Annotated in this window: 12 protein-coding genes; 6 read left to right on the top strand and 6 right to left on the bottom strand. The window is 72.3% G+C overall.

Annotated features, from left to right (window positions below; genetic code table 11):
- Nucleotides 1-400: 400 nt before the first annotated feature.
- Entirely contained in the window at nucleotides 401-1552 is a 1152-nt protein-coding gene (locus ASC64_RS04805; RefSeq protein ID WP_056906405.1) for a MalY/PatB family protein, read from the bottom strand.
- 64 nt (nucleotides 1553-1616) lie between these two features.
- Nucleotides 1617-3602 (bottom strand): threonine--tRNA ligase, encoded by a 1986-nt coding sequence (gene thrS / locus ASC64_RS04800; protein WP_056906404.1) that lies wholly within the window; start codon nucleotides 3600-3602, stop codon nucleotides 1617-1619.
- A 144-nt stretch (nucleotides 3603-3746) separates the two neighbouring features.
- On the opposite strand from thrS, the gene ASC64_RS04795 reads away from it, so the two are divergent.
- The 4 genes from ASC64_RS04795 to ASC64_RS04780 are packed head-to-tail and all read left to right on the top strand — an operon-like array spanning nucleotide 3747 to nucleotide 7739.
- A complete protein-coding gene (locus ASC64_RS04795) occupies nucleotides 3747-4853 on the top strand; it encodes a hypothetical protein (RefSeq protein WP_082550215.1) in 1107 nt (368 codons plus the stop codon).
- Complete coding sequence (locus ASC64_RS04790; protein WP_056906402.1) at nucleotides 4850-5941, top strand: glycosyltransferase; 1092 nt, start codon at nucleotides 4850-4852, stop codon at nucleotides 5939-5941. The genes ASC64_RS04795 and ASC64_RS04790 overlap by 4 nt, the downstream gene beginning before the upstream one ends.
- Complete coding sequence (locus tag ASC64_RS04785; RefSeq protein ID WP_056906401.1) at nucleotides 5938-6939, top strand: glycosyltransferase; 1002 nt, start codon at nucleotides 5938-5940, stop codon at nucleotides 6937-6939. Before ASC64_RS04790 ends, ASC64_RS04785 begins: the two co-directional genes overlap by 4 nt.
- On the top strand, nucleotides 6936-7739 hold the full coding sequence (locus ASC64_RS04780; RefSeq protein WP_056906400.1) for a glycosyltransferase family 2 protein: 804 nt from the start codon (nucleotides 6936-6938) through the stop codon (nucleotides 7737-7739). Before ASC64_RS04785 ends, ASC64_RS04780 begins: the two co-directional genes overlap by 4 nt.
- 28 nt (nucleotides 7740-7767) lie before the next feature.
- Here the strand turns inward: ASC64_RS04780 and ASC64_RS04775 are convergent, their stop codons facing one another.
- The 4 genes from ASC64_RS04775 to ASC64_RS04760 form a co-directional block, all read right to left on the bottom strand.
- Entirely contained in the window at nucleotides 7768-10035 is a 2268-nt protein-coding gene (locus ASC64_RS04775; protein WP_056906399.1) for a catalase, read from the bottom strand.
- A gap of 117 nt (nucleotides 10036-10152) precedes the next feature.
- Nucleotides 10153-10989, bottom strand: a complete 837-nt coding sequence (locus ASC64_RS04770; RefSeq protein ID WP_056906398.1) for an alpha/beta fold hydrolase — start codon at nucleotides 10987-10989, stop codon at nucleotides 10153-10155.
- Complete coding sequence (locus tag ASC64_RS04765) at nucleotides 10986-11930, bottom strand: SDR family NAD(P)-dependent oxidoreductase (RefSeq protein WP_056906397.1); 945 nt, start codon at nucleotides 11928-11930, stop codon at nucleotides 10986-10988. The genes ASC64_RS04770 and ASC64_RS04765 overlap by 4 nt, the downstream gene beginning before the upstream one ends.
- Nucleotides 11927-13021 carry a YihY/virulence factor BrkB family protein gene (locus ASC64_RS04760; RefSeq protein ID WP_056906396.1) on the bottom strand — a complete coding sequence of 365 codons (1095 nt, stop codon included), beginning with the start codon at nucleotides 13019-13021 and terminating at the stop codon, nucleotides 11927-11929. The genes ASC64_RS04765 and ASC64_RS04760 overlap by 4 nt, the downstream gene beginning before the upstream one ends.
- 84 nt (nucleotides 13022-13105) lie before the next feature.
- Between ASC64_RS04760 and ASC64_RS04755 the strand changes: the two genes are divergently transcribed.
- Together ASC64_RS04755 and ASC64_RS04750 are read left to right on the top strand one after the other, a co-directional pair.
- The gene (locus ASC64_RS04755; protein ID WP_056906395.1) at nucleotides 13106-13564 is read left to right on the top strand and encodes an MSMEG_6728 family protein; all 459 of its coding nucleotides are present in this window, start codon (nucleotides 13106-13108) and stop codon (nucleotides 13562-13564) included.
- Nucleotides 13565-13694: 130 nt separating this feature from the next.
- Nucleotides 13695-14282 carry a hypothetical protein gene (locus tag ASC64_RS04750; RefSeq protein ID WP_056906394.1) on the top strand — a complete coding sequence of 196 codons (588 nt, stop codon included), beginning with the start codon at nucleotides 13695-13697 and terminating at the stop codon, nucleotides 14280-14282.
- The last annotated feature ends 89 nt before the right edge of the window (nucleotides 14283-14371 follow it).

Here is a 14371-nt window from a genome sequence, read left to right as displayed (position 1 = left end):
ACGAAGAGGATCTGTGGACGCGTCCCGTGAACAGGTCTCGCGACGGGGCTCTGTCCCTCCTCGACCAACGGGGCGGGCGTGGTTTCGAGGCTCGCTGGCGCTCGCACCTCAACCACCGAGGCAGGACGACCARCGGGGCGGGCGTGGTTTCGAGGCTCGCTGGCGCTCGCACCTCAACCACCGAGGGTTGAGCAGGAGGCGGGGCGTGGTTTCGAGGCTCGCTGGCGCTCGCACCTCAACCACCGACGGGTTGACCAGGGGGGCGGGCGTGGTTTCGAGGCTCGCTGGCGCTTGCACCTCAACCACCGATGGTTGATCAGGAGGCGGGCGTGGTTTCGAGGCTCGCTGGCGCTCGCACCTCAACCACCGAGGAGGACGGGACGGGGGGGTGGGTCGAGGGCTAGCGCCAGGCCTTGGCGAGGCGCTCGACGATCTCGGTGAGGCGGGCGGGTGAGGTGGCGATGTTGAGGCGGACCTGGCCGGTGGTGCCGGGGGCGTAGGAGGCGCCGGGGCTGACCATCACGCGGCCGCGCTCGAGGGCGACAACGGCAGCGTCGTCGTGGCCGTAGGCGGAGGCGTCGAGCCAGGCGAGGTAGGTCGCCTCGAGCGGGCGCATGCGCACCTCGGGCAGGTGCTCCGCGAGCAGCTCCCCGAGGAGCGTGCGCTGCTGGTCGAGCCGTTCGACGAGCGAGGCCAGCCACGGGTCGCCGTGGTCGTAGGCCGCGCGTGCGGCGACGACGCCGAGCGGCGACCACGAGTCGTTGCGCGACATCGGCTCCGCAGCGAGGAGCTCCCGGTCGGCGGCCGACGGCACCACGAGCTGGGCGCAGCGCAGCCCGGCGGTGTTGAACGCCTTCGACGCGGCCACGACCGCGACCGCGTGGTCGTGGGTGCCCTCGATCGAGAGGTACGAGACGTGCTCGGCGCCCGGCAGCACGAGGGGCGCGTGGATCTCGTCGCTGACCACGCGGGCGCCGTGGGCGACCACCACGTCGCGGATGCCCTCGAGCTCGGCCCGGGTGAAGGCCCGGCCCCACGGGTTGTGTGGCTGCGTGAGCAGCAGCGTCTGCGCTCCCTGCGCGAACAGCCGGTCGAGCGCCTCGAGGTCGATCTCGCACCGGTCCGCCGAGGTTGGCACCTCGAGGAGGTGCTCGGCGCGCCCGGTGACCCGGGCCAGACCGTGCTGGGCGTTGTAGCCCGGCGTCGGGAACACCACGCCGCCCGGACCGCTCAGCACGTCGATAGCCAGCCGCACCCCGGCGGTCACGTCGACCACCGCGTGCACGGCCTCCGGCTCGGGCGCCCAGCCGAAGTGCCGCCCCGCCCAGGCGGCGTACGACGTCGCGAGCGCCTCGTCGCGCTCGACCGGGTAGCCGGTGATCCCGTCGGCCAGTGCCTGCTGCACTGCGCCGAGGACAACGGGGTCGACGGCGTAGTCCATCTCCGCCACCCACGCCGGGATCACGTCCTCGGGCACGCCCCACTTCAGCGGGAGCGAGCGCCGGGCCTCCTCGTCGGTGAGGTCGACGACGGGACGACGCGCGATGCTCATGTCAGTGCCAGTCCTTGCTCTCGAGGAGTCGGACGACCATGTCCCCACGGCCGGGTGCGGCCGGTCAGACCTGCTCGCGGCTCGCCACCGCCGCCGCGACCCGCTGGATCGCGTCCGCGAGGGGTACGCCGTTGTCCTGGCGCCCGTCGCGGTAGCGGAAGCTGACCGCACCCTTCTCGACGTCGTCGTCACCGGCGATCATCATGAACGGCACCTTCTGCAGCTGCGCGTTGCGGATCTTCTTCTGCATCCGGTCGTCGGAGTCGTCGACCTCGACGCGCAACCCCTGCGCCTTCATCTGCCGCGCGATGTCGAACAGGTAGTCGTTGTGGCGCTCCGCGATCGGGATGCCCTGGACCTGGACGGGCGCGAGCCAGGGCGGGAAGGCGCCGGCGTAGTGCTCGACGAGGACGCCGAAGAACCGCTCCAGCGAGCCGAACTTCGCCGAGTGGATCATCACCGGCTGCTGGCGCGAGCCGTCGGCCGCGGCGAACTCGAGCTCGAAGCCCTTGGGCTGGTTGAAGTCGTACTGGATGGTCGACATCTGCCAGGTGCGGCCGATGGCGTCGCGCGCCTGGACGGAGATCTTCGGGCCGTAGAACGCCGCGCCGCCCGGGTCGGGCACGAGCTCGAGCCCGGACTCGACCGCGACGTCCTCCAGCACCTTGGTGGCGACCGCCCACTCCTCGTCGGTGCCCACGAACTTGTCGGGCTTGGCGTCGTCGCGGGTGGAGAGCTCGAGGTAGAAGTCGTCGATGCCGAAGTCGCGCAGCAGCCCGAGCACGAAGTCGAGCAGGTGCTTGACCTCGGCCGGCGCCTGCTCCGGGGTGACGTAGGAGTGCGAGTCGTCCTGGGTCAGGCCGCGCACGCGGGTGAGGCCGTGGACGACCCCGGACTTCTCGTAGCGGTAGACCGACCCGAACTCGAACAACCGCAGCGGCAGCTCACGGTAGGACCGTCCGCGCGAGCGGAAGATCAGGTTGTGCATCGGGCAGTTCATCGCCTTGAGGTAGTAGTCCGAGCCCTCGAACTCCATCGGCGGGAACATGGTGTCCTTGTAGTACGGCAGGTGCCCGGAGGTGTGGAACAGCCCCTCCTTGCTGATGTGGGGGGTGCCGACGTAGTCGAAGCCCTCCTCGATGTGCCGCTGGCGGACGTAGTCCTCCATGACCCGCTTGATCACGCCGCCCTTGGGGTGGAAGACCGCCAGGCCGGAGCCGATCTCGTCGGGGAACGAGAACAGGTCGAGGTCACGGCCGAGCTTGCGGTGGTCGCGGCGCTCGGCCTCCTCGATGCGGTGGAGGTGCTCCTCCAGCGCCTCCTTCGACTCCCACGCGGTGCCGTAGATCCGCTGGAGCTGCTTGTTCTTCTCGTCGCCGCGCCAGTAGGCCGCCGCGCTCCGCATCAGCTTGAAGGCGGGGATCCGCTTGGTGGTCGGCAGGTGCGGACCGCGGCACAGGTCGGACCACTTCGCCTCGCCGTTGCGGCCGAGGTTGTCGTAGATGGTGAGCTCGCCCGCACCGACCTCGACGCTCGCGCCCTCGGTGCCCTCGGTGCCGGCGCCGCCCTTGAGGCCGATCAGCTCGATCTTGTAGGGCTCGTCCTTCAGCTCGTCGATCGCCTCGGCGTCGCTGGTGACCCGGCGCTCGAAGCGCTGGTTCTCCTTGATGATCTTGCGCATCGCGGACTCGATCTTCGCGAGGTCCTCCGGCACGAACGGGGTCTCGACGTCGAAGTCGTAGTAGAAGCCGTTCTCGATCGGCGGCCCGATGCCGAGCTTGGCCTCCGGCCAGATCTGCTGCACCGCCTGCGCCATCACGTGGGCGGTGGAGTGGCGCAGGATGTCGCGGCCGTCGGCGCTGTCGATCGCCACGCCCTCGACCTCGTCGCCGTCGGCGAGCTCGTAGGACAGGTCCTTGAGCGCGCCCGCCACGCGGGCGGCGATGACCTCGGCGTCGTCGCGGAACAGCTCCCAGGCCTTGGTGCCCGTCGTGACCGCGGTCTCCGCACGCTGATCGGCGTGGATGCGGACGACCAAGATGTCGGACACGAGAGCTCCTTCAGGAGGGATGAGGGTGGGGCGACTGCCCCCCGTGATGCTATCGGCCACCCTCGTGCCCGCTCACCCCGGTTTCCGTTCACCCGAGCGGGTGAAGGACGCGATGAGCGGAAGCGGTTCTGGGTACTGCGGATCATGACGACTGCACAGAGAAGGCTGGCTGCTGCGCCGACCCGGCCCCTCGCCGTGGCCTCGGTGCCCTCCGGCCACGTCTACGTACGCCACCTCGCACCCTTCGACGGCAGTGGGGCCGTCCGCCTCCCCGACCCCGACCCCGGCCGGCCGGACCGCCCCGCGGGCGCCCAGTGGTGGCCGCCGGTGATGCTCGACCCGGACTGGGCGCGGCAGGCCGACTACGACGTCTTCCACCTGCACTTCGGCTTCGACGCCTGCACACCGGAGCAGCTGGACACCCTCACCCGGGTGGTCCGCGGCCGCGGCAAGCCGTTCGTCTTCACGCTCCACGACCTGCGCAACCCGCACCACACCGACCGGCGCCTGCACGACGACCAGCTCGACGTGCTGGTCCCGGCGGCGGACGGGCTCGTCACGCTGACCCCGGGCGCCGCGGCGGAGATCGAGCGCCGCTGGGGTCGGACAGCGCACGTGGTCCCCCACCCCCACGTCGTCGACCTGCCGACGATCTCGCGGGCCCTGACCGTGCGCCCGATCTGGCGGCACCGCCCGTTCCGCGTGGGCCTGCACCTCAAGAGCCTGCGGGCCAACATGGACCCGATGCGGCTGCTGCCGACCCTCGTCGAGACCGTGGCGCAGCTCGACGACGCCGTGCTGCAGGTCAACTGCCATCGCGACATCCTGGACGCCGACGGCGCCCGCCGGGACCAGGAGCTGTCGGACTGGCTGCGCCACGAGGCGGCGGCGAAGCGGCTGGAGCTCCAGGTCCACGACTACTACTCCGACGAGGACCTCTGGTCCTACCTCGCGTCGCTGGACCTCTCGGTGCTCCCCTACACGTTCGGCACCCACTCGGGCTGGCTCGAGGCGTGCCGCGACCTGCAGACCACCGTGCTGGCGCCCACCTGCGGCTACTACGCCGACCAGGGGCCGGTGCTCAGCTACACCAACGACGGCGACGACTTCGACGCCGACTCGCTGCGTGCGGCCGTGGTGCGCGCCCACACCGAGCGGCCCCGCTGGGGGGCGACCCTCGACGAGCGCACCGACCAGCGGCGCGAGGTCGCCCGGGTCCACGAGCAGCTCTACCGGGAGCTGAGCCAGTGACCGCGCTCTTCACCCGGGAGCGCCTCAGCATCTGCCTGGTGGCCAACAGCCGGTTCCCGATCGCCGAGCCCTTCACCGGCGGCCTCGAGTCCATGACGTGGCACCTCGCCCACGAGCTGGTCAGGCGCGGGCACGACGTCGCCGTCTTCGCCGCCCCCGGGTCCGACCCGAGCCTGGGTGTGGAGGAGCTCGAGGTCGACGCCCTGCCCGAGCACGCCGGTCGTCACGACGTCGACGCGCCGCCGTACGTCGAGGTGGCCGAGCACCACGCCTACCTCTCGCTCATGCTGGGGCTGGCCGGCCACAACGCCCAGCGTTTCGACGTGATGCACAACAACAGCCTCCACTACCTCCCGGTCGCGATGGCGCGCACGCTCCCGATGCCGGTGCTGACCACCCTGCACACCCCTCCCCTGTGGTGGCTGGAGTCCGCGGTGCGGCTCGACGGCGGTCGCAGCTCTTTCGCCGCGGTCTCGCGCCACACGGCCGCTTCCTGGTCGTCGATCACGAACGCCACCTGCGTGCCCAACGGCGTCGACGTCTCCCGGTGGCCGGTCGGCCCCGGTGGCGCGACCGCGGTGTGGTCGGGACGGCTCGTCCCGGAGAAGGCCCCGCACCAGGCGGTGCTCGCCGCACGCCTGGCGGGGATCCCGATCGTGCTGGCGGGACCGGTCCTCGACCTCGACTACTTCCACGCGTCGGTCGAGCCGCTGCTCGGCGCCGAGGCGACCTACGCCGGCCACCTGTCGCAGGCGGAGCTGGCGACCCTCGTCGGGTCAGCAGGCGTCGCGGTCGTGACACCGGAGTGGGACGAGCCCTACGGGCTGGTCGCCGCCGAGGCGCTCGCGTGCGGCACCCCCGTCGCCGCGTTCGCCCGGGGCGGCCTGCCCGAGGTGGTGACCCCGGAGACCGGCCGGCTGGCCGCGCCCGGCGACGTCGCGATGCTGGCCGCCGCGATCACGGAGGCCGTGACGCTCGACCGGGTGCGCTGCCGTGCCCACGCCGAGGACCAGCTCTCCCTCACGCGCATGGTCGACCTCTACGAGGGCCTCTACGTCGAGCTGCTCGCAGGCGGCCTGGCAGCGTGATCGGCTACTACGTCCACCACCAGGGCAGCGGGCACCTGCACCGAGCGGTGACCGTCGCGCCGCACCTGCCCGGACCCGTGACGGGTCTCAGCTCGCTCCCCCGCCCCGACGCGTGGACCGGGCCGTGGCTCCAGCTGCCCCGCGACGACGACGCGGAGTCGTACGCCGACGCGGACGTCTCGGCCTCGGGACGGCTGCACTGGGTGCCCACGGGCGACGCGGGGCTCCGCAAGCGGATGGCGGCGATCTCGGGCTGGATCGAGCGCCACGCCCCGGCAGCCGTGGTGGTCGACCAGTCGGTCGAGGTGTGCCTGCTGGCCCGCCTGCACGGCACTCCCGTCGTCGCGATGACCGCACCCGGCGTGCGCACCGATCCGCCGCACCTGCTCGGCTTCGGCGTCGCCTCGGCCGTCGTCGGCGCCTTCCCGGACGGCTGGGCCCACCGGCTGCTCCCCGGGCTCGCGCTGCCCGAGGGCCGGCTCCACGCGATCGGCGCCGTGTCGCGCGTCCCGGTCGCGACCGAGCGACGGCGGTCCCGCCACCGGCCGCTCGCCGTGCTGCTCGCGGGCACCGGCGGCGACGGGTTCACCGCGCAGGTGGTCGCCGACGCCCGGGCACAGACTCCCGAGTGGGACTGGACCGTCCTCAGTCGCACGCTCGGCTCGTGGCACGCCGACCCCGCGGCCGTGCTCGCGGACGCCGACGTCGTGGTCCTGCACCCGGGCCAGAACTCGCTCGCAGAGGTCGCCGCGAGCCGGGTCCCGGCCGTCGTCGTGCCGGCCGACCGCCCGTTCCAGGAGCAGCACACGACGGCGCGTGCCCTGCGCGACGGGTGGCCCGCCGTCGTGGTCGACGAAGTCCCGCGCACCGGCTGGCTCGACCTCCTCGACGAGGCTGTCTTCCTCGACGGCGAGGGATGGGCCGAGTGGTGCGACGGCTTCGCCCCGACCCGCCTCGCCGACGTGGTCAAGCAGGTGGCACAGGACGGGACCCCGTGACCGGGTCCGCCACCGCGGTCGTCACCGTCGTGCACGGCCGCCACGAGCACCTCGCCCGCCAGCGCGCGTCGCTGGCCGCCTCGACCACGACGGCGTACGAGCACGTGGTGGTCGCCGTCGACGATCCCTCGGTGAGCGGCAGCAGCGTGTCCGTCCCCGCCCACCCGCTCGGCCTGACGATCGCGGCCGCCCGCAATCGCGGGGCCGACCACGCGCTCTCGCTCGGCGCGACCACGCTCGTCTTCCTCGACGTCGACTGCCTCGCCGGCCCCGGCCTCCTCGCGGCGTACGCCGACGTGGTGGCCGAGGAGCCGACCACGATCTGGTCCGGGCCGGTCACCTACCTGGACCCGCCGCCGCCCGAGGGATACGACCTGTCGTCGCTGGGGGCGCTGGACGCGCCGCACCCGGCACGTCCCGACCTCGCCCCGGGCGAGCGCGCCGCCGGGGCCGACCCCGACCTGTTCTGGTCGCTGTCCTTCGCCTGCTCGGCCGAGGCCTGGGTGACGACCGGCGGCTTCTGCGAGGACTACGTCGGCTACGGCGGCGAGGACACCGACTTCGCGAGGGTGGCCCTGCGGGCCGGCGTGGAGCTCGGCTGGGTGGGTGCGGCCCGCGCCTACCACCAGTGGCACCCGGTCTCGCGCCCGCCGGTCGAGCACGTCGTGGACATCGTCCGCAACGCCGAGATCTACCGACAGCGGTGGGGCGTGGTGCCCATGCGCGGGTGGCTCGAGTCCTTCGCCGAACGCGGGCTCGTCCGCCGCGACGACGACGGGCGCTGGCTCCTCACGGCCTGAGGCCGGGGCCGGCGCCCGTCGCCGGGGATCACACGACGGTCCCGAACCGCTCCCACGACCGGTGGGCGCCCAGGAGCGCCAGCAGGTCGGCCTGCAGGTCACCGGCTCCGTCACCCGTCACCACACCGGCGCCACCGAGGCCGAGCTCGTCCAGCACGGCCCGACCGTCACCGACGGCGAGGACCGCCTTGCAGTGCCGGAAGCACTCCTCGAGCAGCAGGCCGACGCGCGGGTCGGTGCGGACGGTCGAGGCGTCGCCGGCCTTGCTGTCGCGGCTCGCGACTGCGTCGGCCGCCGCCGGGGCGGCACCCGCCACCACGAGGGCGTCGAACTCGATCGAGCGGGCGGTCGCGAAGGTGCGCTGGGCCACCAGTCCGTCGCCGAGCTCGCCACCGCGGGGAGCGATGAGCAGGGGCAGCACGCCGGCGGCGAGCAGCGCCTCGCGCAGCTCGGCGACCGCGGTCAGGTCACCGTCGGGGTCGACGACGACCCCGACCAGGCGGCCGTCGGTCGGCCACGTCTCGCCGACCTGGGACAGCGCAGGGCTTGGCGCCGGCTCCTCGAGCGCGACGGTGGGGGCAGGAGCCGGCAGGCCGAGCGCCGCGGCGACCTGGGCGCACAGCTCCTCGTCGATGTTGGCGAGCGCCAGCAGCTGGCGCTCCTTGACGGCCTGCTCGTAGCACTTGCCGAGCTCGAAGCTGTAGGCGTTGACGATGTGCTCCTGCTCGACGGACGACATGCTCTTCCAGAACAGGCGTGCCTGGCTGAAGTGGTCGTCGAAGGACGCCGGGTTCTCGCGCACCTTGGACGCAGCCGGCACCTGGACGGGCACGTCCACGAACGCCCCCTCGTCCGCGCCCGCGAAGAACGGGCAGCCGCCGTCCAGCGAGCTCGGCGAGTAGGGAGCGACCCCGCCGTGCACAGCCTGCTGGTGGAAGCCGTCGCGGTGGTTGTCGTTGACCGGTGCATGCGGCCGGTTGATCGGGATCTGGTTGAAGTTCGGCCCGGACAGCCGAGTCAGCTGGGTGTCGAGGTAGGAGAAGTTGCGCGCCATCAGCAGCGGGTCGTCGGTGCCGTCGATGCCGGGCACCAGGTGGCCGGTGTGGAAGGCGACCTGCTCGGTCTCGGCGAAGAAGTTCGTCGGGTTGCCGTTGAGGGTGAGCGTGCCGATCACCTGCACCGGGGCCAGCTCCTCCGGCACCAGCTTGGTCGGGTCGAGCAGGTCGATGCCCTCGAACATCTGGTCCGGGGTGTCCGGGAAGGTCTGGATGCCGAGGTCCCACACCGGGAAGGCACCCGACTCGATGGCGTCGTAGAGGTCACGGCGGTGGAAGTCCGGGTCGACGCCGCCCGCCAGCTGGGCCTCCTCCCACGTGAGGGAGTGCACGCCGAGGCGAGGCTTCCAGTGGAACTTGCACAGCGTCGTGCCACCCTCGGCGTCGACGAGGCGGAACGTGTGGACGCCGAACCCCTCCATCATCCGGTAGCTGCGCGGGATGCCGCGGTCGGACATGTTCCAGATCGCGTGGTGCTGGGCCTCGGTGTGGAGCGAGACGAAGTCCCAGAACGTGTCGTGGGCGCTCTGCGCCTGGGGGATCTCCCGGTCCGGGTGGGGCTTGCCCGCGTGGATCACGTCGGGGAACTTGATGCCGTCCTGGATGAAGAAGACCGGCATGTTGTTGCCGACGAGGTCCCAGTTGCCCTCGCGGGTGTAGAACTTCGTCGCGAAGCCGCGGGTGTCCCGCACGGTGTCGGCGGACCCGCGCGAGCCCAGCACCGTGGAGAACCGGACGAACACCCGTGTCTCCTCCCCCTGTGCGAAGACCGCGGCCCGGCTCACGGTGGCGGCCGCGCCGTTGGCGACGAAGACGCCGTGCGCTCCGGCGCCGCGTGCGTGCACGACGCGCTCGGGGATGCGCTCGTGGTCGAAGTGCATGATCTTCTCGCGCAGGTGGTGGTCCGCCAGCACCGTCGGGCCACGTGACCCGACCTTGAGCGAGTGGTCGCTGTCACCGATGCGCACGCCGGTGGCGGTGGTGAGGTAGGCGCCCTGCTGGGCGCTCGCGGTCGACGGGTCGGCGCTCGGCGCGCCCGTCGGGGACAGGGGCGTCGGCTGCTGCTGGTCCGGCTTCGGCGGCGGCACCTCACGCGGCTCGGTCGGCTCCTCGAGCGTCGGCGGCTCGCTGCCGGGTGCACCGGGGACCGGCTTGTCGGTCAGGGAGACCGCCTCCGTGACGGCGTCGGCGATCTCGCCGGCCACCTTCTTGGCTGCGGCGACGGGCTTCTTCGGGGTCATCCGGGCTCCTCGTTGGATCGGTCGGCTGGCAAGCGCCTGGGGTCGTGCTGGACCGCCCCGTACCCCCGTGGTCCCGCGCTGCATGCGCGCCCGACGGGTCTGTCGCGGAACGTCTCATCAGTCGGATGTGCGCGCGTCGTGCCGCTGCACGAAGCGGGAGACCTCGTCGGCCACCACGTCGGGCCGGGTCCGGACGACCCAGTGCCCGTGGGGCAGGTGGTGTCGCTCGAGCGACTCCACCCACGGCTCGCTGGCGGCGAGCGATGCCTCCCTGATGGCCACGTCGCGGGTCAGCGCCAGCTGCAGGACGGGCACGGCAGTGGTCCGGTGCTGCGGGCGACGCGCGCCCCGCAGGAGGTTGCCGCGGTAGTAGCGCAGGCCACTCGCCGCGTCCCGGTCGACGATCCCGAGCAGGGGCGGCGCGAGCGGCGAGACGAGGAACGGCACGTAGGACGACGACGCCGCCTGGGCGAGCAGGCCCGCCACGCGGCGGGGGCTCGGCCGCACGATGGTCCGTCGCACCCAGTGCCCGACGTGGTCGAGGCTGGGTCCGCTGATCGAGGTGAACGACGCGATGCGGGTGTCGGCGCCGGGACGGCACACCGCCTCCCACGCCTGCACCGATCCCCAGTCGTGCCCCACGAGGTGCACCGCCTCGTCCGGGGCGACGGCGTCGAGCACCGCGAAGAGGTCGTCGGCGAGCACCTCGACGACGAAGCCGGCGTCCGGCGCGGCCGTCACCGACTCCCCCCGGCCCCGGGTGTCGTACGCGACGACCCGGCAGCTCGTGCCGAGCAGCTCCGCGACGCCGTGCCACAGGCTGTGGGTGTCCGGCCAGCCGTGCACCAGCACCACGGTGGGACCGTCCGGCGTGCCACCGTCGAAGACGACGAGGTCGACGTCTCCGCGCGGCACGGTCGTACGCCGCGGGAGCGGGCCGGTGCCCTCGCTCACCCGCGTCCCCCCACCCGTCGACGTACGACCTCGGCGAGGTTGGCACCGATCCCGAGCAGGGCGTTGCCCTGTCCACCGCGCAGCCCGTTGTGGTCCTGGCGTGAGGCCAGGACGTTGCCGGGCCCGCGGACGACCGGAGCGGCGAGGTCCTGCGCCACGACGGAGAACAGCGGTCCCACCAGCCGGTCGTAGATCCACGGGACGGCGTTGAAGCCGAAGCGGATCACGTCGTTGGACAGCCCGACCTGACCGCCCCGCCACGGGGCGTCCGCGACCGCGAGGACCCGCGACGCGATCTTCTCCGGACGGTCCACCGGGAAGGGCGGTCGGCCGACGGAGTCGCCATAGGTCGCAGCCTGTCGGTAGATGGGTGTGTCCACGCCGCCGGGGGCGACGTAGGCGAACCGCACACCGGGACGGTCACGGTTGTCGACGCGGAGCTGGCGGAACAGCCCACGCACCCCCCACTTGCTGACGACGTACGCCGCCATGTCCGGCACCCCGATGTGGCCGATCACCGACCCGACCAGCACCAGGGCGCCGTCGTCCTGGTCGCGGAGCACCGGCAGCACGTGGCGCGCGAGGTTGACCGCACCGAGGAGGTTGGTGGACACCACCTGGTCGAACACGCCGGCCGGGACAGCGGCGATCGGACCGTAGGCGACCACACCGGCCGAGCTGACGACCACGTCGAGGCGACCGTGCCGACCGACCGCCTCCGCGACGGCCTGGCCGACCTGGGTGTCGTCGCTGACGTCGGCCGGGGTGACGAGGGTGGACGCGGCACCCAAGCAGTCGCAGTCGGCCGCGACGCGCTCGAGCGCCTCGCGGCCGCGGGCGAGGAGGACGACGTGGTCGCCACGCGACGCCGCCTCACGGGCGACCGCCTCGCCGATCCCGCTGGACGCCCCGGTGACCAGGACGACGCGGGGGGCCGTCACCGGGTCTCCTCCTCGGTGTCAGCGCGGTCGGCATCGGCGTCACGCCCCCTGGACTCGCGCAGGCGGCGTCCACGCAGCACGTCCTCGCGCTCCTTCCTGGCCGCCTTGTCGCTCTTGCGGGTGTCGCGGGGCGGCAGCTGGATCGCCTCCTCGGCGGGCATCCCGGCCTGCAGCTCCCGGCCGCGCTCGAGCTCGGCGTCGAGCTCGCCGCCGAAGAGCAGGGCGAGGTTGGTGATCCAGAGCCACAGCAGGAACACGATGACGCCGGCGAGCGATCCGTAGGTCTTGTCGTAGGAGCTGAAGTTCGCGACGTAGAAGCCGAAGAGCGCCGAGGCGATGATCCAGATGACGATCGCGACGGCCGCACCGACGCTGATCCAGCGGAACTTCGGCTGCTTGACGTTGGGCGTGGCGTAGTAGAGCAGCCCGACGATGAGCATGACGACCACGAGCATCACCGGCCACTTGGCGATGTTCCAGACGGTGACGACGGTCGAGCCCAGCCCGATCGCGTTGCCGACCGCCTCGGCGGCGGGACCGGTGATGACCAGGCCGACGAGCACCGCGGCCGCGAGCACCACGGTGATGAGGGTGACGAGCAGCATCATGGGGCGGAGCTTCCAGATCGGCCGGCCCTCGTCGACCTCGTAGATCCGGTTCATCCCGCGCCCGAAGGCGCCGGTGTAGCCCGACGCCGACCAGAGCGCGGCGGCGAGTCCGAGGACCAGGCCGAGGCCGGCGCCCGAGCTCTGGCTGAGCTGGACCAGCGTCGGCTCGAGGAAGTCGGCGGCACTGCCCGCGCCGATGTCACGCATGATCCCGACGAGGGTCTCCACCGTCTTGGGTCCGTCGCTCACCAGGCCGACGACCGACAGCATCGCCAGTGCTGCGGGGAACATCGCGAGCACGGAGTAGTAGGTGAGGGCCGCGGCCAGGTCGGTGCACTGGTCGTCGGAGAACTCACGCACCGTCTTGCGCAGGACGTAGGTCCACGACGGCTTGGTCAGGTCCTTGGGCGAGTCGGGCTTGTCGGCGGCCCGGTGGGTCTCCGACTGGGTCTTTGGCTGGTTCTCTGCGGTGGCGCGATCCATGCCCCCACGTACCCACCGGCGCCGGGTTCACCCCCTCCCCTCGGCTGTGTTCACCGGCGTCGCCCCGTGCCTAGCGTGGGAGCGGTGCAGACCTTCCTGCCCTACCCCGACTTCCAACGCTCGGCCCGGGTCCTCGACCAACGGCGGCTGGGCAAGCAACGCGTGGAGTGCCTGCAGGTGGTGCGGGGGCTGACCGTCCCCGGCTACGGCTGGCGACACCACCCGGCGGTGAAGATGTGGCGCGGCCACCTCGAGGCGCTGGGTCGCTACACCCTGACGTGCTGCGAGGTCTGGGTCGAGGGCGGCCGCGCCGACACGTGCGCCGCCACCGTGACGGCCGACCTGGCGGCGGCCGGGGTCATTGCGATCCGGACGCAGGACGAGCTGGCCGCGGCACGCGCGCTGCCGTACTGGATCGGTGACGACGACGTCCACCGCTCCCACCAGTCGTCGCTCGTGCGCAAGGACCCGGACTTCTACGGCCCCCTCTTCCCGGACGTGCCGCCCGACCTCGACTACGTCTGGCCGGCTCCGCGCACCTGACGCGGGACGACAGGGGACCTTGGTCCCGCGGAGTTGGTGGCGTTGTCCCCATCTGGCGGCGACGCGACCTTCATAGCCTCGGTGGCGAGGCAGGAGACGACCCACGACTCCTCCGAACGGAAGGCACATCATGCGCGCGGTACTCGACAAGCTGATCTCCTGGACCGGGCTGGCGCTCGCCGCCGTGCTCCTGATCGCCGGAGGTCTCCTGACCTGGGCCAACACCTTCATCGGCGACCAGGTCGACCAGCAGCTGACCATGCAGGGCATCACGATGCCGGAGGGCGAGGCCCTCGCCAGCCTGCCGAAGTCGGACGCCACGGTGCTCGAGGAGTACGCCGGCAGCGAGCTCAACACCGGTCCCGAGGCCAAGGCGTACGCCGACCACTACATCCTCGCGCACATGAACGCCGCCAGCGACGGCCGCACCTACGAGGAGGTCAGCGGCGAGTTCCTCGCGCTGGACGACGAGGCCAAGGCAAGCGAGGAGGGCCAGGCCCTCGGCGGGCTGCGCCAGACGCTCTTCATGGGCAACACGCTCCGCGGCCTGCTCCTCTACGGCTACGCCTTCGCAACCATCGGCACGATCGCCGGCTACGCCGCCATCGCCGCCTTCGTCGGAGGGTTCGTCCTGCTGGCCCTGGCCCTGCTGGGGATGCGGCACGCACGGCAGGCCGCGCCGGTGGCCGGGCGCCAGCCGGAGCTGGCCACCGCCTGAGTCCCGGGGCGCCACACGCGAAGGAGCAGAGCCCGGTCGGTCACCGACCGGGCTCTGCTCTGCGTCTGCACCCGGCCGCGGCAGCGGGC

Source organism: Nocardioides sp. Root122, assembly GCF_001425025.1.
GTDB lineage: Bacteria > Actinomycetota > Actinomycetes > Propionibacteriales > Nocardioidaceae > Nocardioides.
Note: the sequence above shows the minus strand (reverse complement) of the source record. Positions and strands in the feature narration are given on the sequence as shown.